This window comes from Methylovulum psychrotolerans (genome assembly GCF_002209385.1).
Lineage (GTDB): Bacteria > Pseudomonadota > Gammaproteobacteria > Methylococcales > Methylomonadaceae > Methylovulum > Methylovulum psychrotolerans.
Window position 1 is genome coordinate 1060205 of the sequence record NZ_CP022129.1, and the last position, 22409, is coordinate 1082613.

The 22409-nt window shown below is 52.1% G+C and carries 21 protein-coding genes and 1 other RNA gene; 10 read left to right on the plus strand and 12 right to left on the minus strand.

Features of this window, described 5'->3' with window-relative positions; translation table 11 throughout:
• Nucleotides 1-6 precede the first annotated feature (6 nt).
• The 3 genes from CEK71_RS04640 to CEK71_RS04650 are packed head-to-tail and all read right to left on the minus strand — an operon-like array spanning nt 7 to nt 3817.
• Nucleotides 7-735, minus strand: coding sequence for a phosphorylase family protein (locus CEK71_RS04640; RefSeq protein WP_088618291.1), 729 nt, complete (start codon nt 733-735; stop codon nt 7-9).
• Nucleotides 732-2705, minus strand: a complete 1974-nt coding sequence (gene shc / locus CEK71_RS04645; protein ID WP_088618292.1) for a squalene--hopene cyclase — start codon at nt 2703-2705, stop codon at nt 732-734. The genes CEK71_RS04640 and shc overlap by 4 nt, the downstream gene beginning before the upstream one ends.
• Nucleotides 2706-2716: 11 nt before the next feature.
• Nucleotides 2717-3817: a phytoene/squalene synthase family protein gene (locus CEK71_RS04650; RefSeq protein ID WP_088618293.1), complete on the minus strand. Its 1101-nt coding sequence runs from the start codon at nt 3815-3817 to the stop codon at nt 2717-2719.
• A 480-nt stretch (nt 3818-4297) separates the two neighbouring features.
• Here CEK71_RS04650 and hpnH point away from each other — a divergent pair, with 480 nt between their 5' ends.
• From hpnH to CEK71_RS04665, 3 genes are all read left to right on the plus strand, one after another.
• On the plus strand, nt 4298-5404 hold the full coding sequence (gene hpnH / locus CEK71_RS04655; protein WP_088618294.1) for an adenosyl-hopene transferase HpnH: 1107 nt from the start codon (nt 4298-4300) through the stop codon (nt 5402-5404).
• A gap of 409 nt (nt 5405-5813) precedes the next feature.
• Nucleotides 5814-6434 (plus strand): ABC transporter substrate-binding protein, encoded by a 621-nt coding sequence (locus CEK71_RS04660; RefSeq protein WP_408630481.1) that lies wholly within the window; start codon nt 5814-5816, stop codon nt 6432-6434.
• A gap of 12 nt (nt 6435-6446) precedes the next feature.
• Nucleotides 6447-7460 carry an MlaA family lipoprotein gene (locus CEK71_RS04665; RefSeq protein WP_198328464.1) on the plus strand — a complete coding sequence of 338 codons (1014 nt, stop codon included), beginning with the start codon at nt 6447-6449 and terminating at the stop codon, nt 7458-7460.
• 12 nt (nt 7461-7472) lie between these two features.
• Here CEK71_RS04665 and CEK71_RS04670 read toward each other — a convergent pair whose 3' ends face one another.
• The 3 genes from CEK71_RS04670 to CEK71_RS04680 all read right to left on the minus strand — a co-directional run bounded on the left by CEK71_RS04670 (nt 7473) and on the right by CEK71_RS04680 (nt 9554).
• On the minus strand, nt 7473-7988 hold the full coding sequence (locus CEK71_RS04670; protein WP_088618296.1) for an adenine phosphoribosyltransferase: 516 nt from the start codon (nt 7986-7988) through the stop codon (nt 7473-7475).
• Nucleotides 7989-8150: 162 nt separating this feature from the next.
• The gene (locus CEK71_RS04675; RefSeq protein ID WP_157678991.1) at nt 8151-8678 is read right to left on the minus strand and encodes a hypothetical protein; all 528 of its coding nucleotides are present in this window, start codon (nt 8676-8678) and stop codon (nt 8151-8153) included.
• 270 nt (nt 8679-8948) lie between these two features.
• Nucleotides 8949-9554, minus strand: a complete 606-nt coding sequence (locus CEK71_RS04680; RefSeq protein WP_088618298.1) for a LuxR C-terminal-related transcriptional regulator — start codon at nt 9552-9554, stop codon at nt 8949-8951.
• Between the two features lie 72 nt (nt 9555-9626).
• Here CEK71_RS04680 and CEK71_RS04685 point away from each other — a divergent pair, with 72 nt between their 5' ends.
• Together CEK71_RS04685 and CEK71_RS04690 are read left to right on the plus strand one after the other, a co-directional pair.
• Nucleotides 9627-11525 carry a sensor histidine kinase gene (locus CEK71_RS04685; protein WP_088618299.1) on the plus strand — a complete coding sequence of 633 codons (1899 nt, stop codon included), beginning with the start codon at nt 9627-9629 and terminating at the stop codon, nt 11523-11525.
• Nucleotides 11526-11649: 124 nt separating this feature from the next.
• The gene (locus tag CEK71_RS04690; protein WP_088618300.1) at nt 11650-13794 is read left to right on the plus strand and encodes a multicopper oxidase domain-containing protein; all 2145 of its coding nucleotides are present in this window, start codon (nt 11650-11652) and stop codon (nt 13792-13794) included.
• Between the two features lie 53 nt (nt 13795-13847).
• Here CEK71_RS04690 and ubiH read toward each other — a convergent pair whose 3' ends face one another.
• The 3 genes from ubiH to CEK71_RS04705 are packed head-to-tail and all read right to left on the minus strand — an operon-like array spanning nt 13848 to nt 16873.
• Entirely contained in the window at nt 13848-15035 is a 1188-nt protein-coding gene (gene ubiH, locus CEK71_RS04695) for a 2-octaprenyl-6-methoxyphenyl hydroxylase (RefSeq protein WP_088618301.1), read from the minus strand.
• Nucleotides 15035-16345: a Xaa-Pro aminopeptidase gene (pepP, locus tag CEK71_RS04700; RefSeq protein WP_088618302.1), complete on the minus strand. Its 1311-nt coding sequence runs from the start codon at nt 16343-16345 to the stop codon at nt 15035-15037. Before pepP ends, ubiH begins: the two co-directional genes overlap by 1 nt.
• Before the next feature lie 9 nt (nt 16346-16354).
• Nucleotides 16355-16873 (minus strand): UPF0149 family protein, encoded by a 519-nt coding sequence (locus tag CEK71_RS04705; protein WP_088618303.1) that lies wholly within the window; start codon nt 16871-16873, stop codon nt 16355-16357.
• A 117-nt stretch (nt 16874-16990) separates the two neighbouring features.
• Between CEK71_RS04705 and CEK71_RS04710 the strand changes: the two genes are divergently transcribed.
• From CEK71_RS04710 to CEK71_RS04730, 5 genes are all read left to right on the plus strand, one after another.
• Complete coding sequence (locus CEK71_RS04710) at nt 16991-17221, plus strand: TIGR02449 family protein (protein WP_088618304.1); 231 nt, start codon at nt 16991-16993, stop codon at nt 17219-17221.
• Nucleotides 17214-17513, plus strand: a complete 300-nt coding sequence (locus tag CEK71_RS04715; RefSeq protein ID WP_088618305.1) for a cell division protein ZapA — start codon at nt 17214-17216, stop codon at nt 17511-17513. The genes CEK71_RS04710 and CEK71_RS04715 overlap by 8 nt, the downstream gene beginning before the upstream one ends.
• Before the next feature lie 21 nt (nt 17514-17534).
• A non-coding RNA gene (ssrS, locus tag CEK71_RS04720) (6S RNA) lies at nt 17535-17717 on the plus strand.
• A gap of 168 nt (nt 17718-17885) precedes the next feature.
• Nucleotides 17886-18857, plus strand: a complete 972-nt coding sequence (locus tag CEK71_RS04725) for an Rpn family recombination-promoting nuclease/putative transposase (RefSeq protein ID WP_088618306.1) — start codon at nt 17886-17888, stop codon at nt 18855-18857.
• Complete coding sequence (locus CEK71_RS04730; protein ID WP_088618307.1) at nt 18858-19790, plus strand: hypothetical protein; 933 nt, start codon at nt 18858-18860, stop codon at nt 19788-19790. It begins immediately after the preceding gene.
• A gap of 80 nt (nt 19791-19870) precedes the next feature.
• On the opposite strand, the gene CEK71_RS04735 is transcribed toward CEK71_RS04730, so the two are convergent.
• From CEK71_RS04735 to CEK71_RS04745, 3 genes are all read right to left on the minus strand, one after another.
• On the minus strand, nt 19871-20068 hold the full coding sequence (locus CEK71_RS04735) for a hypothetical protein (protein WP_088618308.1): 198 nt from the start codon (nt 20066-20068) through the stop codon (nt 19871-19873).
• 272 nt (nt 20069-20340) lie between these two features.
• Nucleotides 20341-20874 (minus strand): YcxB family protein, encoded by a 534-nt coding sequence (locus CEK71_RS04740; RefSeq protein WP_088618309.1) that lies wholly within the window; start codon nt 20872-20874, stop codon nt 20341-20343.
• Between the two features lie 31 nt (nt 20875-20905).
• Nucleotides 20906-22213 carry an NAD(P)/FAD-dependent oxidoreductase gene (locus CEK71_RS04745; protein WP_088618310.1) on the minus strand — a complete coding sequence of 436 codons (1308 nt, stop codon included), beginning with the start codon at nt 22211-22213 and terminating at the stop codon, nt 20906-20908.
• Between the last annotated feature and the right edge of the window lie 196 nt (nt 22214-22409).

Consider the following 22409-nt stretch of genomic DNA (forward strand, 5'->3'; position numbering starts at 1 on the left):
GGCCTATTAACGCGCCACGCTGCGGCTGTGAAAAAATTCGCTGATGGCGACAAGTTGCCGGGCAGCGATTTTAAGCGTTTTTTTGGCGGCGCTAAAGTGCAGACCTAGCTTAATGAGTCCGGGCAATTCTAAAGGGTGCAAAACCAGAAACAGCAAGAGGCGGCTGAGGACAATATCCCCCTCGGTATTGGCGGCATATTGGATGGCGCGGGGCAAATCCATGCTGACGGGATCGACAATGGCACGGATCGCCAAAAACGGCAAGGCGTTACGTCCGGCGATTTTGGCGATAGCAACACTTTCCATATCCAAAACCTGAGCCTTGGTAATGAGTTGTAAATACTGTTTCTCTTTGCTGGTCGAGACGATAGTCTGGCTTTCCGCCAAGCGTCCGGTGTGTACCTGTTGGGCTTGCGCCAGCAGCTTTTTGCTATGGCTGTGCCAAGCCGGGTGGACGGTGATTTCTTGGTCATCGCTGCCGACTAAGGTATCCGCCAACGTCAGGTCGCCGGACTTTAAGCCCGGCTGTAAGGCGGCGGCGCAGCCCCAACTGATGAGCTGAGTCGCGCCTTTGGCCACCAACAGTTCGGCGGCGGCTTGGGCATTTTTGCTGCCCGTACCGGAATACGCCACCAACAAGGTATTGGCAATAAAGACGCAATGGCCTTTGTCTATCCGTTTAGAGGTCAGCGTCGCCAATTCTTCGGGAAGCGCGACCACGATGCCGGAGATCATTTTTTAGCCAGCTCGTTGCGGTATCTTGCCAACGCCCACAAGGGGAAAAACTTATCGTAGCCATGATACTTCAGATAAAACACTTTCGGAAAGCCGGGTGCGGTAAAGCACTTGTCGTTCCACAAGCCATCAGTTTGTTGGTGGTGCAAGATAAAGTCGATGCCCGCCTTGACTTCGGGGCTACGCGCTTCGCCCGCCGCCATCAGCGCCAAGACTGCCCAAGCGGTTTGGAACGCGGTGCTGAAACGGTATTGGCCGCTGTAGCTCAAGTCATGGTAGCTGAAATTGTCCTCGCCCCAGCCGCCGTCGGCACGTTGGACGCTCTTTAACCATTGTGCGGCCTTAGTGTACAGCGGGTCGGTTTTCGGCAGGGCGGTTTGCTCTAAGCCCAACAGCACCGACCAAGTGCCGTAAATGTAGTTGGTCCCCCAGCGGCCAAACCAAGAGCCGTCGGCTTCCTGTTCGCTACGCAGATACGCTAAGGCGCGTTCTAAGGCCGGCAGGTATTCGTCATGGTCTTGGGCAACCCGCGCCATCAGCATCGCACATCGCGCACTGACATCGGCAGTGGGCGGGTCGAGTAAAGCGCCATGGTCGGCAAAGGGGATTTCGTTCAGATAATAGTAAGTATTATCGACATCGAACGCCCCATAACCGCCATTTGCCGACTGCATCCCGACTATCCAGCGGGTCGCACGGTGGATGGATTCGTCCAGTTCGGGCAATTGCGAGTCGGCCATAGCAAAACCGACAATCGCCGTGTCATCGACATCGGGATAATGCGGGTTGGCAAATTGGAATGCCCAGCCGCCGCCCGCCAAGTCCGGTTTGGTAATGCGCCAGTCGCCCGGCTCATCGCTCAGTTGCGTCGATTTCAGCCACGCGTAGGCGCGGGTCAAAGCGGGGGAGGCAAGCCGCTGTTCAGGGGCTTTGGCCTTGTCGGCTTCTTGCAAAGCCAAGGCCGCTAAGGCCGTGTCCCAAACCGGTGACAAACAAGGCTGGCAATAGGCATCATACTCGTTGACCACCAACAGTTTGTCGATGGCTTTGCGTGCGGTGACCACCCGCTCATGTTCGGGTGCGTAGCCGAGCAGTAACAAGGCTTCGTAAGCGTTGACCATGGCCGGAAAAATCGCCCCCAAGCCGTCTTCGCCGTTCAGGCGTTCGACAAACCAATCGTGCGCTTTGGTGATGGCGCGTTGGTGCATCGCCTTAGGGATTAACGGGCGGGTGAGCCTGCCCAATTGGTCCAAACCTAAGAATATTTTGTTCAGTACTGTCCGCTCAGGGAAATAATGCCGCTCCTGGTCAGGATGGGTGACAAACAGTTCCAAAATACCCACTTGCAACGGATTTTTTGCCTCCGCCTTTAAGGTGCAGAGGATGAACAGCGGCACCATCACCGCACGCGACCAATACGACACCTTATCCAAATGGAAAGGGAACCATTTTGGGAACAGCATGATTTCTACCGGAATATACGGTACGCCGCGCCAAGGCAATTGTTTGAACATGGCGAGGGCGATACGGGTAAAGACATTGGCCTTAGCCGCGCCGCCCTGGCTGAGGATGTAATTGCGCAGGCGCGTCATGTGCGCCGCTTCCGGCGCGTCACCCGCCAGCTTTAAGGCGTAATACACTTTAACGCTACAGCTAAGGTCACCGATACCGCCGGTAAACAGTGGGTAGCTGCCGTCTTCGGATTGGCGTGAGCGCAAATAGTTGGCGATTTTAGCCTGTAAGACTTCATCAATCTCGCCGATATAGTGCATCATCATAATGTACTCGGACGGGATGGTGCAGTCGGCTTCCAGCTCAAACACCCAATAGCCGTTTTTATCCTGGAGTTTCAGCAAGGTGTCTTGGGCTTGGCTGATGGCTTTGTTCAGGTCGAAGGCATTGGAGTGGATCGCATTGGATGCACTCGGTGCATGGCTATGGTCAAGGTAATGGGTAGAATCAGTAAACATAAATAATGTCCTTAAAAATCGGGATTAGCTTTTGAGGAGGATATCGGGTACGACCAGCCGGGTGTGGCAAGTCCTCGGCTAGTCCAATTGAACAATACGTTGAGCAACAGATTACTGCGGCCCATCAGTTTGGTGGCGATAATCGTCGTTTTGACGCTATTGCGGGTGATTTTGACTTGCTCGGATGCAGTAAAGTTAAGGTTTTGCTTGATCTTGCATAAGGTCAGCACCGCCATACCGATTGCCCACAAACAAAAATTCCGCAAGCCCGTCTCGTGGGCGGGGAGCAGCAGCGTATAGTCCAAGGCCTTGCGCAAATGCGCATGGGCAATCCCTATCAAGTGCTCCAGCCCTGTGGTGAAGGCAGGGCAAGCGTTGGCGGTGCGGATGTCTTTAAGGTCAAAGCCGGTTTCGGTAAAAATATCTTGCGGCAACCAACATACGCCCCTTCCGGCATCGTCCCAAATGTCTTTGAGGATGTTGGTCATTTGCAGGCCTTGGCCAAACGCGACCGACAACTCCAGCAGCTCGGTGCGGTGGCGGGCGATGTCCGGCGAATAATGGCAAAACAGCCGGGTAAGCATTTCGCCGACACAGCCGGCAACGTAATAGCAATAGCGGTCCATATCAGCCAGCGTCGCCAAGCCGTTATGCAAATTTTGTGCCTGAAAAATCGGCATGCCCGCCGCCATAGTTTTGACGCAATCGCTTAAAGCCGCGACCTGTTCGCCCTCGAAGCTGTGGGTGATTTGGATAACCCGTGGCAGCAGATGGATTAAGGTATGTTCGGCGGCAATGGTTTGCTCGGACAGCAACGGCGCGAGTTCGACCGCGAACGGCTCGGAATTGTCGCCCGTCCTGACCACTTCAATAAATTCGTTACAAAAATAGGCTTTTTGTTGGGCGCTCAGTGACACTTCGTCTTCTATGGTGTCAACAATCCGGCACAACAGGTAAGCGTTCGCCACGGCCCGGTATAACGGCACCGGCAATTGCGGAATGGTCAGCGCGAACGTTCTTGACACGCCTTCGAGCAAAGCGGCCTGAAAGTCGTCATCCGAGAGCTGGCTCAGTAATTTTGGGTTGTCCAGGGAAATTCGAGATGTGCCCATAATAGTACGGTTAAATCATCTGGCTTAAGGTTAAGTTGCTTGCTTGCAATAATAGACTGTTTGTTGGTATTTTGCAAAGTAATGTTGTTTTATTGCCAATATCCTGATTTGATAGGCTTTACAAGGCAATTATTGGGAACAAAAACAGTTATTTAAAGGTCTTTGTTGTATTTATGTGAAAATGGCTATAAAGCCACGGTTTGCCGCTGTTTGCGGATTATTTATAGTAAAGACTGGAGTCGATTGTTAAAAGATAGTATTCTAGTCAGCAATAGCTAAGCGTTTGTATTATATAAAGCCCACGCGCTGGCTTTGGGCTTGTGGCAGGCCGCGTCAGGAGAGGGTTGCATTTATGCTACGGCTGTTTTCTTGTTGCTTTATTGCCACAGGCTTATTATTTTCCCCTAGCTTCACAGAGGCTAAGCGGCAGGGCGAGTCACATCGGCTGCCGCCAACTTAATCATTTTGGAGGATTTACAAATGGGTGTTCCTTTACGCCAACAATTAACCGTCGGCACTTACCTGATCAAGCAGAAATTAAAAGGTGTCAAAAAATATCCGCTGGTGCTGATGCTGGAGCCTTTGTTCCGTTGTAACCTTGCCTGTGCCGGTTGTGGTAAAATTGATTATCCCGATGAGATCCTCGACAAACGCCTGTCGTTTGAGGAATGTATGCAGGCGGTTGACGAATGCAACGCGCCGATGGTGTCGATTCCTGGTGGTGAGCCACTGATCCACAAGGAAATGCCGCAAATCGTTGCCGGCATTATTGCACGGAAAAAGTACGTTTATCTGTGTACCAACGCACTGTTGCTGAAAAAACGTATTGACGATTACACGCCGTCGCCGTATTTGACCTTCTCTATCCATTTAGACGGTATGCAAGAACGCCATGATGCCTCGGTTTGCCAAGATGGCGTGTTTGAACGTGCCGTCGAAGCCATTAAGTTGGCCTTGGCTAAAGGTTTCCGGGTCACGGTCAATTGTACCCTGTTCCAGGGCGAAAATGCCCAAGAGGTTGCCGAATTCTTAGATTATGTCATGGAACTGGGTGTTGAGGGCGTGACCATCGCTCCCGGTTTCAGCTACGAACGCGCCCCGCAACAAAATGTCTTTATCAAAGGCCGCGATGTTAAAGAGCTGTTTAGGGGGATTTTCAAAATCGGCAAAAACCGCAAGTGGAAGCTCAACCATTCGTCCTTATACCTGGATTTTTTGGCGGGCAACCAAAGCTACGAATGTACGCCTTGGGGCAACCCTACCCGCAACGTCTTTGGCTGGCAAAAACCGTGTTATTTGCTGGCTGACGAAGGCAATGCCGCCAGCTTTCAAGAATTGCTGGACACTACGCCTTGGGAAAAATACGGTAACAGCACCAACCCTAAATGCGCTAGCTGCATGGCACATTGCGGCTATGAGGCGACGGCGGTTGAGGATATGCTGAGAAATCCCTTAAAAGGTTTGCTGACCGCGCTGAGAGGGCCAAAAACCGACGGTGATATGGTGCCTGAGCCTATGCCCGAATTGGTGGTGGCCAAAACCCCGACTTTGGCGGGCATTCCCATTCGTGTGGAAATGGCCGACTAAGCGGCCCGCTTTGGGAGTGCCGGGCTGCTGCCCGGCTCCCCTGTTCATGCCAACCGATAAACTTTATCGTTAATAGGGTTTAGGATAGGCATACTGATATGGCCGTACCAATGCAGCGTAAACGGGCCATTCTGTCTTTTTTCTTGTTGGTGCGTGTGGGTTAAGCCAAGTGCATTGGGGTGTCTCCCTGCCCGCCTGAAAACCGTAGCCCCTATTGAAAAGGCGTTTCGCCAGCCCGCACCACGATGTGTATAAAGCCATTAATCGGCAAAGGTTTTGTGTGCCTTGCGGTTAATACGGTAGGTGGGGCTTCGCGGCCTATTTGCCGGCCCAGCGTCCGGTTTTGGCAAAACCCAAAAACACAAATCGACTGATGACGTAAAGCAAACTATGACCTAGGAGGTTCGCGGTGATTGTTTTTAAAGATGTATTAAAGAAAATAACAGGGGCGGTGGTTCTTTCGGCACTGCTGTTGGGATCGGCAGTTGCCGAAGAGGTGGCCACTGCCCGGCAAATTGTCGATAATTTTCAGGCGCAATTAGTGGCGGTGATGAAAGAAGGCAAACAGCTCGGTTATGCCGGACGCTATGCTAAATTATTTGATGCCGTCGCCAATAGCCACGACTTAACTAAAATTGCCCGTATTGTCGTCGGCAAAGAGTGGGAAAAATTATCCGAGGCACAGCAGCAGCAATTGATCGATGTGTTCAGTAAATTGAGTGTCGCCTCTTATGCCCATAATTTTAAAGAGTTTAGCGGCGAAACGTTTGTTTTTGATTCTGAGGAAGAAACTACCCGGGGCGGCGTGGTTATCCATGCCCACCTGACCATCCCGGACGACAAAGATGTCAAGTTTGATTATATGCTGAAAGAAAAAGGCAGCAGTTGGCGCATCATTAACATCATCGCCAACGGTGTCAGTGATCTGGCGTTAAAACGTTCGGAATATACCAGTATTTTACAACGTGATGGCTTTGATGCTTTAATAGCGAAGATTAACGAGAAAATCGACAACTATTCAAAATTATAGGTTTTACCCGCAATGAACGGATATCGTACTATTAGGCGCAGTGCCGCCGCCCTTTTGCCGCTATCTTATGCATTAGTTGGCATTATGGCGTTAAGCGGTTGCGCAGCGACGGCTACTAAGGACGGCCAAGCTGCCGCAGTCAGTCCTGATGACCCTTACGAGCCGTTCAATCGGGCCATGTATGGCTTTAACGATACGGTTGACAATTATATTGCCGAACCCATTTCTAAAGCTTATCGGTATATAACGCCCCAGTTTTTTCAGGACGGGGTTTTTAATTTCTTTAATAACGTCAGAAACGTTGACGTTATCACCAATGATTTATTGCAAGGTAAGCTTCAGCAAAGCGGCGAAGACAGCCGCCGTTTGCTGATGAACTCGACGTTGGGTTTGGGTGGTCTGTTTGATGTCGCCAAGTCAGTAGGCCTTGAGCAACATGATGAGGATTTTGAGCAAACCTTCGCGGTTTGGGGTATGCCGCGCGGCCCGTATTGGGTCATCCCTTTAGTGGGGCCTAGCACCACGCGCGGTATTCCGGCGATGATTCTTGACGCGGCTTTGACCCCGACCTCTTATACCGCCTACCCGGTGCAAGTGGCTGTGGCGTCGCTGATTAACACCCGTTCCAATGCCGAAGGGGCGTTAAAGTTTATTGACGAAGCCGCCTTAGACCCTTATGTGTTCACCCGCGAATCATACTTGCAATGGCGCGAAAGTTTGGCGAGCGACGGCAAAAACACCCAGGGCACCGATCTGGATGCCGAGTTAGACGCGAATGATGCCGAGGCCAGTTCCAGTCCGAAAAAACCGCCCGAAAAAATGCCAGCCGCCAAGGCCGCTAGCCCAGCGGTCAGCTCTAGCCCAAGGACTGTTGCGCCTGTTGCCGAACCTAAGCCTACCGCTGCGTCGGCCCCACCGTCATTTGCGGGGACGGCGCAATCTTTTGATGCGACGGCACAAGCCTTTCAAGGCATTAATGCGAAACTGGACAGGCTAAGTAAGCTAAAAAACGGGTCTGCCCATTAGTTTCGGGCTAATCTAAAAGTGCAGCAGGGAATGGGTTTCGTAACCGTCTAGCCTGTCCCTGCCTTGCAGAAAATCCAACTCCACGACAAACGCGCAGGCTTCCACCGTTGCGCCCAGCTTTTCAATCAACTCGCAACTGGCTTTTGCCGTGCCGCCAGTTGCCAGCAAATCATCAATGAGCAACACCCTGTCGGTGTCTGCCAGCGCGTCGCTGTGTATTTCCAGCATCGCCGAACCGTATTCCAAATCATAAGACACGTTCTGCACATCATAAGGCAATTTGCCGGGTTTGCGCAGCGGCACAAACGGTAGGCCCAGTTCCCACGCGACCAACGAACCAAAAATAAAGCCCCGCGCCTCCATCCCTGCCACTGCCGTAATAGGGCGGCCTAAAAATGGTTGCAACAACAAATGCACTGCCAAGCGTAATGCCGCCGGGTCTTTGACTAAGGGGGTGATGTCCTTAAAAATAATTCCGGGTATCGGAAAGTCAGGGATGTCGCGTATTTTACTGCGGAGTCGGTGCATAATGGCCTCGTAGTGGTTTGGGATAGGGGTACTCATGAAGCAGAGCAAGTGTATCTAAGCAAAGGCTTTATAGCGGTTTTTGGGTCTCTTTAGCCAAGGGTATCTGTTAAACCATTGCAAGCTAGCGGCCCTAAAACGCCCTATAGATCCTCTGCGCCACGATTAATAGGGCACGGTTTTAGTACCCTCAATAAAACCGTAAATACCCAAGGCGGCGGCGCCAGCAACGGGTAAAACCGTGCGGCACTCTTGTATCAGGATGCCTGTGGCCACAGCCCCCGCTATGGCGGCCTCCCGAAACGGCAAGGGAGCGGCTTGGCAATAGGCAAGAAAAAACGGCGCTAAGCGTTCGTAGGACTCTTGGAAACTCAGTTGCGAAAACTTGGCATCCAAATATTTCGTATCGACGGTAGTTTCGGTGATGGGTTGTCCCAGTTGTTGTAAGGTCACCAGCATCATATCCATAAGCTTGGGGCCGTGCTGGTTGGCCTGCTCGGATAACACCGTTGTGCCGGGAGCCAGTTTGTCATCAAGGCCAAAGCTTTTGTACATCAGGCTACCCGATAGCCGCGCCACCGACATAATCAGCGTTTCCGCGTGTAAGCCGCGTTCGGTCGTCAGCCGTTTTTTTGCGGTCTCGTTAAAGAAACTGGCGGCGGCAAGCAGCACTTTCTGTTGGTCATTGTCCATAGTCATCTTGATTTGAGTAGAGTGAAAAGTGTCTCATGCGGCACGGAACCGTTCAAAACCATTGGCTGACAACGGCGGTGCTAAAATAGCAAAATGCGGCACTAAGCTACAATGCGGGGATTTTTTTGTCAATGTGGTGGCGGCAATTAGCACGGCGGCGTAGCGGTTTGCGCCGCTTATTTATGTTGCCGTCAGGCAATCCCCATTTGCCTTGTCGGTATCTGTCCGCTTCACCCTGCCGACCTTGAAAAAGAACGGGCCTACGGTCAATCAAAGCTCAAACAACTTGAGCTGATGAGTTTTATTAATCAGTTCGACCAGATTATTAACCTGTAGTTTGCGCATGATATTTTCCCTATGTTTATCAACGGTCTTAGGTGACAAAGCGAGTTTTTCGGCGATTTCCCGCGTCACCAGACCGGAAAAAATCAGTTTTAAAATCTGCAATTCGCGTGTGCTTAAAGGCAGTTCAATATCAGCTATGGTGTTACCCACCGCTTCGGACACATAATGTCCGCCCCGCATCACCTGCTGGATAGCCAGCAACAATTCCGCTGCCGCACTGTCTTTTAACAACACGCCATCGGCTTTGGCCGCGACTAATTGTTTTAAAATAGGGCCTGAGTGGCTACCGGTCAGGGCAATGACTTTTAAATCAGGATAGCGAGCCTTGCAATAAGCCAGTAAGGCCACCGCATCGCCGCCGGGGATATGGTAGTCTAAGATCAGCAAATCTGCCTGTTGGCTATACAATAGCGTTTTAAGGTGTTCTAAATCAGCAATTTCTGCAACCACGCAAAAATCGGGGCGGCTGTGTAACAACAGCTTTAAGCCTTCGCGAAAAATCGCATGATCGTCTGCCAAAATAATGCGCATGGGATTGGATATAGGTCAGGATAATACGGTAAAGTGCCGAATGTAGCACAGATATGTCTATTAGGGGGACGATTGGCCTTAGCAATTAAACTATTTATCCTTAGCGTGTTGTTAACCATTAATAATATAGCAACGGCAGAGGCTAAGGCGGTCTGCCAATTACAAACCCAAGCAGAATTGGCCTTAACTGCTTGTATGCAGACGCTGGATCCGGCTACGGTTCCTTGGGTCGGTTTGGCGGGCAAGCCCCTAATGGCAGACAATCTTAATTCTGGCGCGGCACACTGGCTAAGGCTTGACATCGATAACGCCAATGCTTCCGACATACGGCGGTTATTGGCGGTCGGCCTACCCGATGCGTTTTTTCTGGCGGTTTTTCAAGCCCAAAATGGCCGTTTGGCAACCGTGTACAGCATAGACCAAACCACGACCTTTACCCAACGTCCGGTCATTAACCGCTTTTTGTATGTCCCGCTGACCTTGGCGGCAAACGCCCCTACCACGCTTTATCTTGCCTACCGCACCCACGGCAAAACCCCCTTGCAAGCGCGTCTGTTGACTGCCGAAACCCTCGCGCAACAGGACACGAAAAATGATGTCCTCAACGGTGTTTTGTTGGGGGTGTTACTGGTGTTGGCCGCTCTCTTGTTTTTCAACCACAAAGGCGTAGGCCATGCCGAAAGCCGCAATTATGCAGGCTTGATTGTATTTAGCCTATTGTTTTTAGGCCAAGTCCAAGGCTATAACTTCCAGTTTTTGTGGCCTGAACAGGCCGCTTGGAACAGGTTCGCCCCCGGTTTGATAGGCATCGGTTCCGTCATTACCCATGCTTGGTTTAGCTTGCGGTTTTTACAAGTGCAGCAACGGTTCCGGCGCTTATATTTTAGCTTTGTCGCGCTTATCGGCCTAGCCTTTTGCAGTGTGCCGCTATATGGCAACGCCTATTTCACCGAATGGGTGTCCCTGCTCGTGGTCTTATACGCCACGGTGGCGGTGGTGGCGGGTGTTTTGGCGGTGCGCCGGCACGTCCCGGCGGCGCGGTTTTATTTGTTAGGGGCGCTTTCCTTGATTGTTTTTAATGTCGTTTTGATGTTGTTGAGTATTTTTGGCCTAAACCCGTTCCCGATGCTGTCCATTTTCACTTATCCCAAAATCGCCTATATTCTGGAGCCGGTGTTTTTTATCATCGCGGTGCTGAACCAGTTGCGGCGTTTTGATGAACAAAAAGCCGAGTTGCGGGTGAAGCGGCAAGCCGAAACCGAGTTGTTGGTCAAAGCCGAGCAAGAGCGTTTGGCCGCCCTGCAAGAAGCCAAAAACCAGCAGCTTTTATTGGCTTGCGCAAGCCATGATTTATCGCAACCGTTAGCCTCGATACGGTTTGCCATTGACGCATTACGCGTTAGGGAAGAGGCCGACCCTGTCGCCCAGCACATCAATAAAACCTTGGATTATGCCCAAGGCCTGATCCAGGGCTTAATACACCAGGCCCGCCAGGAGATAGGCGATGACCAGGCTGACCGTGTCTTGCTATTTGAATTGTTTGACCGCTTGCACAGTGAATTTGCCACCGCCGCCGCCAAAAAAGGTTTGCGGCTTGACACCGTGGGCAGCACTATTGAAATCAAGGGCTCGGCCTTGCTGTTACACCGCATCCTCAGTAATTTAATCGGCAACGCCATCCGTTACAGCCACAAGGGCCGTGTGTTGGTGGGCGTGCGCCGCCGGGCGGATGCTATTGAAATTCAGGTGCTGGATAGCGGGGTGGGCTTATTTGCCGCCGATTGTTTAGCCTTGATGTCGCCGTTCCGGCAAGGGCAGCACCGTGATGAGGCTGGTTACGGTTTAGGGTTATTTATTGTCAAAACCCTGTGCCAACAATGCCATTATGAATTAAAAGTCACCTCGAAATTGGGCAAGGGCAGTGTGTTTGCCATCAAAATCCCCTTAGCGGACTGTATTACTGAACGATAAGCCCCGGCAGTTACGCGCCCGTCACTAAATTACGGACATCACCTTATTGTTGCCAAACCTATCTGCCTTTATAGTGAAATCCCGTAAAAATTTTGTTGGGTTTTCAATAAACGAGGATAAAACAATGCGAAAAATTAACGCAATAACAGGCGGTTACCCACGACTCTGCCGCGCCTTTACCGTGGCTTGCCTGTCGGTTTGGGCAGTCGGCAATATCCAGGCGAGCAGTCTTGTCCCCCAGACCCATTTGGACGGTAGCTGCATACCGAAATTTTCAGTTTCACTGCCTGTATTCGGGCCGGCGGGTTCTATTCCGCGTGTCGATGCCTACACGCACCGCAAGCTGACGGTCACGATGAAGGAAATTGACCAGACGGTTTTGCCTAAGGGGCTTACCGACACTTGCGGCAAAGGGGTGACGTTTGGCAAAACCCGCGTCTGGGCTTACGAGACTGCCGACTCTGCCACCAACCAAGTCTTAGGCCCTGCCAATTGGCCTGCGGTGACGCTTGAAACCCGGAGCAAAGTGGCCACACAAATGACGTTTGTCAATCAGTTGCCGAGCTTCAATGCCGCCAGCCCTTACGGGCCGGGGTTGGTGCAGGGGCTGATAGCGGTGGACCAAACCCTGCATTGGGCCGATCCGCTACAGAAAATGTGCGGCATGACCACCAGGGATTGCTCATTGTCGGAAAATACCAGCAACGCTTGTTGCCTGCCTTATACGGGGCCCGTCCCCACCACGGTGCATTTGCACGGGGCAGTCATCCCGGCGCGGTTTGATGGCGGGCCGGATTCTTGGTTCACACCTGACGGCAAAACCGGCTCAAGCTATAATTCGCTGGGCAAGCCCAGCACTGGCGAAGCCATTTACCAATATGTTAACGACCAGGAAGCGGGAACCCTTTGGTTCCATGACCATGCCTTGGGCGTGACCCGCACTAACGTACTCGCCGGGTTGGCGGGCTTTTATTTCATCAGGAACCCGAACCTGGAGCCGAAAAAACTCCCCAATGGTGCCTATGAGTTGGAGATGGCTATCCAAGACCGCCAGTTTGACACCAACAGTCAGTTGTACTTTCCGACCGAAACCACGGTTAAGACCCATCCGTACTGGTCGGTGATGTTTGAAGGCGATGTGGCGATGGTCAACGGGGCGCCTTGGCCTTATTTGAATGTGGAGCCGCGCCGTTACCGCTTGCGTATCCTGAACGGCTCAAACCACAGGAGCTATGACCTGACCTTTGGCCGCGCCGCCGCTTACCAAATCGGCGCGGATGAGGGCTATCTCGGCAAACCCGTAAAAATCAGCAACGTGCATTTAAGCCCTGGCGAACGTGCCGATCTGATTGTGGATTTTAGTAAATTGGCAGGCCAGACCGTCACCTTGGCAAACGATGAACCGGGCGAGATGTACCAACTGCCCGACATTATGCAATTTCGTGTCAATACCGCGCTAAAGTCTGGCGACACCAGTTGCAACCCTGCCAAACTCCCTGGGACACCCGGATACTGCACATGGCCAGTGCCAGCGGCACGGCTGACCGATGGCCAAGGGCATGTGTTGCCTAGCGTTAAAATTGACAAAGTCCGGCAATTCGTGATCAACGAAAACTTTGATTATCCGAACAATATTGAAGAATTTGTCAACAACACCAAATGGGATGGGCTACTCTCGCCCAGCATCGCCGCCGAATTCCCTCAAGACGGTGTTAGCGAGACCCCGCGCGTCGGCGCGGTCGAGTTGTGGGAAATCATTAATATCTACTCGCCCGGCGTGGCCGCCCAAACCCATCCGATACACACGCATCTGGCGCAATTCCAAGTCCTTAACCGCCAAGCCATCAACTTGAAAGGGTATCTTGCCGCTTGGAACCGTGCATTTGGCACTGGGCCGGCACCGCTGCCAAGCTCATGTGCTCCCGGCAAATACTGCCCAGGTTACGGGCCGCCGTTGGCTTACAACACCCCTAATGCCGATGGGGCGGTCGGCGGCAATCCTGCGCTGGGGCCTTTCCTTTTGGGTAGCCTAATCCCGCCTGATGTGGGCGAAACCGGGTGGAAGGACACGGCGACCGCCCACGCCAAACAAGTGCTCAGAGTTTTGGTGCGCTGGACTCCAACCGACACCCCGGTAGTGCAAGGCAAATCCTATATCGGCAGCAACCTGTTCCCATTTGATCCGACCCTAGGCGATTATGTCTGGCATTGCCACATCATCGACCACGAAGACAATGAGATGATGCGGCCCTATAGGGTGTCAAATTGATGCGGGTTGGCGATCAGGGTGAACAGTACCCGCCAGACACGACAACAAAAAACTTATCCTTCCGCCAAACCCATTGCTTGTTTCGCCAGCACCGCTTTGGCGGCGGGGATATGGTCCAGCAAGGTGAGGCCGACATTTCGCGCGGCGGCTAGAGCCAACCAGTCATTAGAGAAGATTTTCACCAAGCTGTCGGTAAAACCGATGACGCGGGCGTGATCTTTGCGGCGGGCTTGGCTGTAGCGGGACAAGACCTCACGGCTACCGAGGTCTTGCTGGCTGTGGGCGGCGGCGCTTAAGGCCTCGGCGAGTTGCATGACATCGCGCAGACCCAGATTAAAGCCTTGTCCGGCGACCGGGTGCAGTTGGTGGACGGCGTTGCCGATAATTACGGCGCGGTCGGCCTGCATGGTGTCGGCGCGGATCAGTGACAAAGGAAAGGCGCGGCGGGGTGCGGTTAAGGTTAAGCCGCCTAAGCGATAACCGAAGCAGTCCTGCAACTCACTGAGAAAATCGGCTTCACTGCCCAGCATCAGCGCTTCAGCTTCATCGGTGGTGCGTGTCCAGACCACCGAGCAATGGTATTTGCCTAGCGGTAATAAGGCTAGGGGCCCCGACGCGGTGAAGCGTTCGTAAGCGGTATTGCGGTGGGGCAGGGTGGTTTTGACGGTGGTGACCAAGGCGGTTTGCCGATAATCGGTGCTGTGTTGGGGGATGTCCAACAAGGTGCGCACCGAGGAAAGGCCACCGTCAGCCCCGACCACTAATTTTGCGCTGATATTCAGGGAATCGCCGTCTTGTTTCAGGCTGACATTCATGGCTTCGCTGCCGGACATTAAGCCCACCACCCGCGCCGGGGTGATCCGGGTGATAGGGCTTTGTGCGACCAAATCGGCGACATGGCCTTCCAGGTCACGGGCGGTGATGACATAGCCCAGGGCGGGGACGTGGGCTTTAGCGGCGGACAAACGGGTCTTGCCAAAATGCCCACGGTCAGAAATGTGGATATGGCCGATGGCGGTAGCTTTCGCGCCGATGTCTTGCCAAATCCCCAAGGCTTCTAAGGCGTTGACCGTACCTGCGGCTAAGGCTAGGGCGCGGTCGCCCGCTGCCGAAGCCTGTAATTGGGCGCGGCTATTGGCTTCGGCAATAGCGATGCGCAAGCCAAAGCCTTGCAATGCCAAAGCCAGACAATTACCCGCCAAGCCGCCGCCGACAATCAGCAAATCGTAATCGTGTGCCATTAGGCCCCCTGCATGATAGCTTCAATTTCGGCAATGGTTTTCGGGGCGCTGTGCGTTAGCACCTCGTGGCCGTCTTCGGTGACCAACACATCATCTTCGATACGGATGCCGATACCGCGCCATTGCGGGTCGACTTTTTTACAGTCGGCAGGGATATACAAACCCGGTTCGACCGTCAGCACCATGCCCGGCTCTAAGGTACGCCAAGTGTCATCGATTTTATAATCGCCGACATCATGGACATCCATACCCAGCCAGTGGCCGGTGCGGTGCATATAAAAAGCCTTGTACTTTTCGTCTTTAACCAACTTTTTCACACTGCCTTTTAACAAACCGAGTTTGACCAAGCCACGGGTCAGGACTTCGACCGCCGCTTCATGCGGCTGTATCCAGGTCGCCCCCGGTTTCACTTCGGCAATGGCGGCATATTGGGCATCCAGCACTAATTGGTAAAGCTGACGCTGCGCGTCGCTAAACCGCCCCGACACCGGAAAGGTGCGGGTAATGTCGGCGGCATAATGGTCGCATTCCGCTCCTGCGTCTATCAGCAATAAATCGCCGTCTTGCAGTTCGCAATCATTGGTCGTGTAATGCAGGGTACAGGCGTTTTTGCCGCCCGCGACGATCGACGGATAGGCCACGGCGCGTAAGCCAGCCTGCATAAAATGGTAGACCAGTTCCGCCTCCACCTGATACTCATAACGCCCGGCCTTGCAGGTCTGCATGGCCTTAATGTGGCCTTGTGCCGACACTTCGGCGGCATGGCGCATCAGTTTCAGTTCGGCAGCACTTTTAAACAAGCGCATTTCGTGCAGGATCTGCTCCAGCGCACTCAGTTCATGCGGGGCGGACACGCCGGAACGGGCTTTTTGGCGCAGTTCTTTAAGCCATTCCAAAACACTGGCATCTAAATCGGCATCATGGCCCAGCGGATAAAAGACTTTACGCTTACCCGCCAACAGTTCAGGCAGGCGTTCCGGCACGTCTTCGATAGGAAAGGCCTGATCGGCGGCATAATGCTTGGTCGCGCCCTCCAGGCCGGCATGGGCACCTTCCCAAAGGGCTTTGGTCGGGTCAAATTCGCGGCAAAACAGGATGTATTCGCCTTCTTCGCGGCCAGGTACAAACACCGCTAAGGCATCAGCTTCATTAAAGCCTGTCAGGTAGAAAAAGTCGCTGTCTTGGCGGAACGGGTAATCGACATCGCGGTTACGCGTGCGCGGCATGGCACTGCCGATCAGGGCGATATTGCCGACTCCGATATCCTGCATTAAGCGTTGGCGGCGTTTGTTAAATTCATTGGCTTGCATATCACACTCCTAGTGAAGGGCCCTGCCGCTGTCATCGCCCAGTTCTTCGCGCAATAACAGGACAGAAGATTTGAGGTATTCGGTGATTTCCACAAACGCAGACTCATCTTCTTCGCCTTCGGCGGCGGTGTCCAGTTTGGTAAACTCGGCAACGTCCCTTAGGATGCTTTGGGTATCGTGGCTTAAGGCGGTGTTAGGCTGACCGCAGCCTGTGCCGAACAAAAAGCCGTGGCACCAGTCTTTTAAAGCCAAGAGCCGCTCCGGCAAGGGCTGCTCGTCGTCGGGCAGCAACAGCGCAAATTCAAAGCTGTCGCTGGCGAGCAGGCGGCGCGTTTCTTCAAAGAGCCGGACCAGCAAGGGCTCGGCATCGGACGGCGACGTGGTCGGCTCCAACAGCGCGTCCAGCCAATAGGCCGGGGTGGTCTGGCGGTTGACGCACAACATGCCGGTGGCAATACCGTGCGCCTCGGCGGCGCTTAGGTCGGGGTGGGTTTGCTTTAATAAGCTATTGACGGTTGTGTAAGGCATAATTTCCGCATAATAAATTGCACTATCGCTAAAATAAAAATACTGCTTATGCTACCATTGATTGTTAACTTGGATAATAGTTTGTTCATCCCAAACCGCAACGCTTGAGCCGCCATCATGACCGCATCACATACTGACCAACCTTTAGCATTACAAGAACTTGAAGAAAAACTCGACCGCCTTATCGAACAATACCAGGCCGTTAAGAACGATAATCGCCTGTTACGGTTGCGCGAGCAGGAATTATTGGAAGAAAAGACCCAGCTTTTGGAAAAATCCGCCTTGGCAAGAAGCCGTGTGGAGGCTATGATTACGCGTCTTAAAGCTTTGGAGCAAGCCCATGACTAACCGACCCCATGCCGTTGCCTTAATGATTATGGGCAAAGAATACCGGATTGCCTGCGATCCTGAAGAACAGGACGATTTGCTCCAATCTGCGCAGCAGCTCGATATGCAAATGCGCAAAATGCGCGACTCCGGCAAAGTTAACGGTGCTGACCGCATCGCCGTGATCGCCGCGCTGAATTTGGCGCATGAACTACAAATCGCTAAAAATCAAAACCTAATGCTCAAGCAGCAGCTCAGCGACAGCTTGGCCAATATCGGCAATAAAATAGAAAACGTTTTGGAAAACTCTTAAACGCGTTAAACTATTGGCCTGTATCTCCTGCGGTGTTCGACAGTGTGCTGGGTGTTTCCTGAACCTGTATTAACCCCGGGGGCTTGTTGCTTAGCTCATGGTGTGCATGCTTGTTTTAGACAAGAAGCCTGAATGGCTAGCCGTGTCTCCACTTGAACTGTCGGTTCAAGGACGAAAGTGCGTATCGGCACAGGCGGGAGATACATACCCTCAAAGACCTTTCCGGCCTGATTGCCTAGGCTGGCGGGTTAGGCTTTTCCGTTGCCCAAAAATCCCCGTGCCGCAGGATTTGCCTGTCTTATACCCACCTGACAGCCGCCCTGTGCCTGTGCTACACTCTGCCCAACTCTCCCCACTCGCCGCACCGCTGCCATGCAAGACGTTTTTGTTAACCCGTTCACCGATTTCGGCTTTAAAAAACTGTTTGGCGAAGAGCCGAATAAAGATTTGTTGATCAGTTTTTTAAATACGCTGTTGCCGGACAAGCACCAGATTGCCAGCTTGCAGTACAGCAAAAACGAACACCAAGGCGCAACAGCCCTAGACCGGAAGGCTATCTTCGACCTGAGCTGCAAAAGTGCCACAGGCGAACGTTTTATCGTCGAACTGCAAAAAGCCAAACAGAATTTCTTTAAAGACCGTAGCGTCTACTACGCCACGTTTCCTATCCAAGAACAAGCGCAGCGGGGCGAGTGGGATTTCCAACTGGCAGCCGTCTATACTATCGGCATCTTAGATTTTGTCTTCGACGAAGATGCCAAAACAGGCGATCAGGAGGTCATCCACGCTATCCAACTGAAAAACCAGCACGGGCGGGTGTTTTATGACAAGCTGACCTTCATCTACCTGACCTTGCCGCATTTTCGTAAAACCTTAGCGCAACTGGACAATCTGCAAGACAAATGGCTGTATGTGTTTAGGCATCTGCACGAATTCGACGATATCCCGCCGGAGTTGAAAGAAGACGTGTTTGCCAAAGTCTTCGCCGTGGCGAAAATCGCCAAATTCAGCCGCTCGGAGCAAACGGCCTACCGTGACAGCTTGAAATATTATTGGGATTTAAAGAATGTCACCGACACCGCTTGGGAGGAGGGGCATGAGCGGGGGCGTAAGCAAGGACTAGAAGAAGGTCGTGAACAAGGCCGTGAGCAAGGCCGTGAGCAAGGTATCAAACAAGGATTGGAAACAGGCGTGGAAATCGGGCTTGAAAAAGGCATTGCTAAAACCCGCCTATTGGCGGTGCAAAATGCCCATAACATGGGGCTTTCCGCTGAGACTATCGCGGGAGTTTTACAATTGGAACTTGCCGAAGTGGAACGGCTGTTAGCGCAGGTAAACAATTAAATGAGCAATAAAAATTCGGGCTTTGCCACCATCAACGGCACCGCCGCCGCTTTGCCGCAAAAAACTATCCTGGTGCTGGGTATCGGGCGTGGCGGCACCTCTATGGTGGCCGGGGTCTTATCTAAGCTGGGCATTTATATGGGTGACGGGCTATCGTCGCGTTATCAGGACAGCACCTTGCTGGATTGCCTGAAACGTAACGACAAAAAACAGGCTAAAAAAATCATTAAAGAGCGCGACGCCAGTTATCCGGTCTGGGGCGTGAAAAAACTGCGCTTGTGGCGTTGGGAACGGCTGTTCCGGGAACGGGTCTATGTCGTGGTTGTCCGCGATATTTTCGCTACCGCCAACCGCCGGACAACTATCTACAATATTTCTTTATTGGCGGAAATGTTTAAAGTGTTGGGGCTTAATTTTGCCCTATTGCTGTTTTTATGGACAACCAAACGGCCTATCTTTATCGCTTCTTACGAAAAAGCCTTGCTGTTCCCTGATGATTTTATCGCGGGTCTGGCTGACTTTCTCGGTTTGGCAGACAACCCCGAACAGCGCACGGAAGCTGCGCAATTTATCAACCCGTCACCGCCGACCTATACCAACACCTTGGTCAATTTTAAGGCCATTAACGCGAACAAAGCCTATTTGGGCTATATCGACCTGCTGGAAGCACAAAAGATCACGGGTTGGGCTTTATCCACCCTCCATAACGACCCGCTCATGCTGGAATTGTTTATTAACGGCACTTATCGGCAAAGCGTCAGCACTCAGCTATCGCGGCGGGATGTCATCCGCCAAAACCCGCACTATTACGAACACTGCGGCTTTGTGTTCCACTTGGCTGAAGGTGAGGGCTTAACACCCGGCGACCATGTTGATGTGCGGATTGCCGGCCAAGACCAAGCGTTGAACAATTCGCCGCAAGCGTTTATTTAACCCGCGCCTCCCAATTTGTCAGGCCAGCTTGTCTCTGTGCCGCTTAATGAGTGGCGGCCTTTAAATAGGGATTAGGATGCTTAACTCAAGAGCCAAGACCTGACCTTGGCCGACTCTTTTGCGGTAACGGGGATACAGGCGCACTCGGACGAGGTCATGGACAGGTGCAATACCGCACCCTTTTTAAAATCATTATCCACCGCCGCTAATTTGACGACATAGTCTTTATTGATAAGCAATTTATTGCCTTCTTCCGTTTCGATTTCAAAAAATTGCATAGGGGTTTCCTGATAGTGTTGGTAAGGGAGATTGTTGGCTATCACCGTATATAACGGCCCGTCTAGCCTAAGCTTTCTGACAAGCTAAGTTTTCTATAATTCACAAACGCTTTCCTTAATCCGACTTTGAATAAGGAATGTGCATAAAATACGGCCTCTTCTTCGGAGCGCGGGCACAAGCCGTACTATAAGCTTTATCGCCACTACAAAAATAGCCATAAAAAACGGGCGGATCGCCGTCAGCCATCCGCCCGCCATTTTAACGCATCAACTTACTCGCCAAACCGCTCAATCATTTTTTCCACTTGCTCGGAAAACTCTTCCAAATTGCCTTTGGTTACGGTTTCGACCGGAATCACCAGCGCGGTGGTCAGGTTGAGGTAAAAATACACATAGCCTTTGCCATATTCCACCCGCAACAACTCATCCCAGCCCATCTTATTTTTGCCGCTGGGCGATTTTTCCAGCAAATATTTCGGGTTGGCGGGGTCTATGGTCAGGCTGTACTTGCCGAACATGTCATTTTTTTCTTTCGGCGTATAGCTTTTCAAAATCTGCCGATGCAAATCCAACATCATGATCTTCGGTGACAGCAACGCCCATAACAACGCGATGACCATCACATAAGCGGTAGTTTGCACGTCGTTATAATAAAAATAATAGAATGCGCCAATTAAAAAAATCACCCCGGGTACCATCAGGCGGTTCTTTTTGATATTGTGCTGGATTTCATCATTTTTAGAGAACTGCAACTCATTAAAATGGATCAGGTCTTGTTCGCGGAACTCATATTCAATTTCAAACATATTGTTATTTTTGTTGTTGTTAAAAAAGGGCTTAGTGCATTTTTATTTTGATATAAACGCTGCGTCTAAAGGCGTTGGAAAGCGTCAGCATGGCGGTGCGGAAATAGCCGTGGATAGCAATTTGGTGCATTTTATACAGCGACAAATACACAATTTTGGCGATAAACCCACCGATACTGACCGTACCCATCAAATTGCCCATCAGATTGCCGACCGTGGTGTACTTGCCTAACGACACCAAAGAGCCGTAATCATAATAAACAAACTCGACCGGACTGCCGCCTTTTAGGCGGTTGATGATGGACTTGCCCACCGCCGTGGCTTGTTGGTGCGCGGCTTGGGCGCGGGGCGGCACATTGCCGGTACGGCCTGTCCAGGCACACGCCGCACAATCGCCCATCGCAAAAATATTGTCGTCACTGGTTTTTAAGGTGCGGTCGACCACCAATTGGTTAACATGGTTAGTTTCCAGGCCATCCAGGTTTTTCATCCAATCCGGCGCCTTAATGCCCGCCGCCCAGACTTTAATATTAGCCTCGATAAATTCATCATCATGGGTGGTGATGCCTGCGGAAGTGACTTCAATCACCCGCCGCCCCAGCTTTAAGTCCACGCCCAGTTTCACCAATTGCTGTTGGGTCGCCAACGCCAGCTTATCCGGCAGGGCAGGCAATAAGCGCGTGGCTGCTTCGATAATGGTCAGTTTAACATTGCTGGTCTCGTTCAGGCCGTAAATCGCCAGCACGTCGGTCACTTCATGCAGTTGTGCGGCCAGTTCCACCCCGGTCGCCCCCGCCCCGACAATAGCAATGGATAAGGGCTTAACTGTCGCGCTATCTTTGCCGATATAATTTTTAATATACGACTCAAACAATTGCTTTTGGAACTTAAACGCTTGCGAGGTGGTGTCCAAAAACAGGCAATGCTCGGCAACCCCTTTAATGTTAAAGGTATTGCTGACACTGCCGACTGACATGACCAAGGTATCATAAGCAAAGGTGCGGCGCGGGATCAGCTCTTCGCCCGCCTCGTTAAAAGTCGGGCTGACATAAATTTCCTTAGCGGTACGGTTCAGGCCTTCCATCTTGCCTAGGCGGAAGCGGAAATGGCTGCGGTGCGCCTGTGCCATATATTCCACTTGCTCCGATTCGTCCAACGTCCCCGCCGCCACTTCATGCAGCAACGGCTTCCAGATATGCGTGGTGGTGGCATCAATCAGCGTAATTTCCGCCAACTTTTTCTTGCCCAGCTTATACCCTAAAGTCGTCGCCAGCTCAAGACCCGCCGCACCGCCGCCAACGATGACTATTTTATGTATCGCATTGCTTTCATCTGCCATAGTGTTTGCACCCTTGTCTGTGATTATCGATGGTGACATTATAACGAATCCGTGACCCGCTGACTGGTTTTGCGCAGAGATTATTTGCTTTAGGGAACGGTAAGGGTTTGGCAGGGTGTTTTTGTAACCGCAGGCTGGGCAGGCTCCGCAAATAAAATGCCTTGCCGCTCTGGCTGTACGCGAAAAAACTGCTATC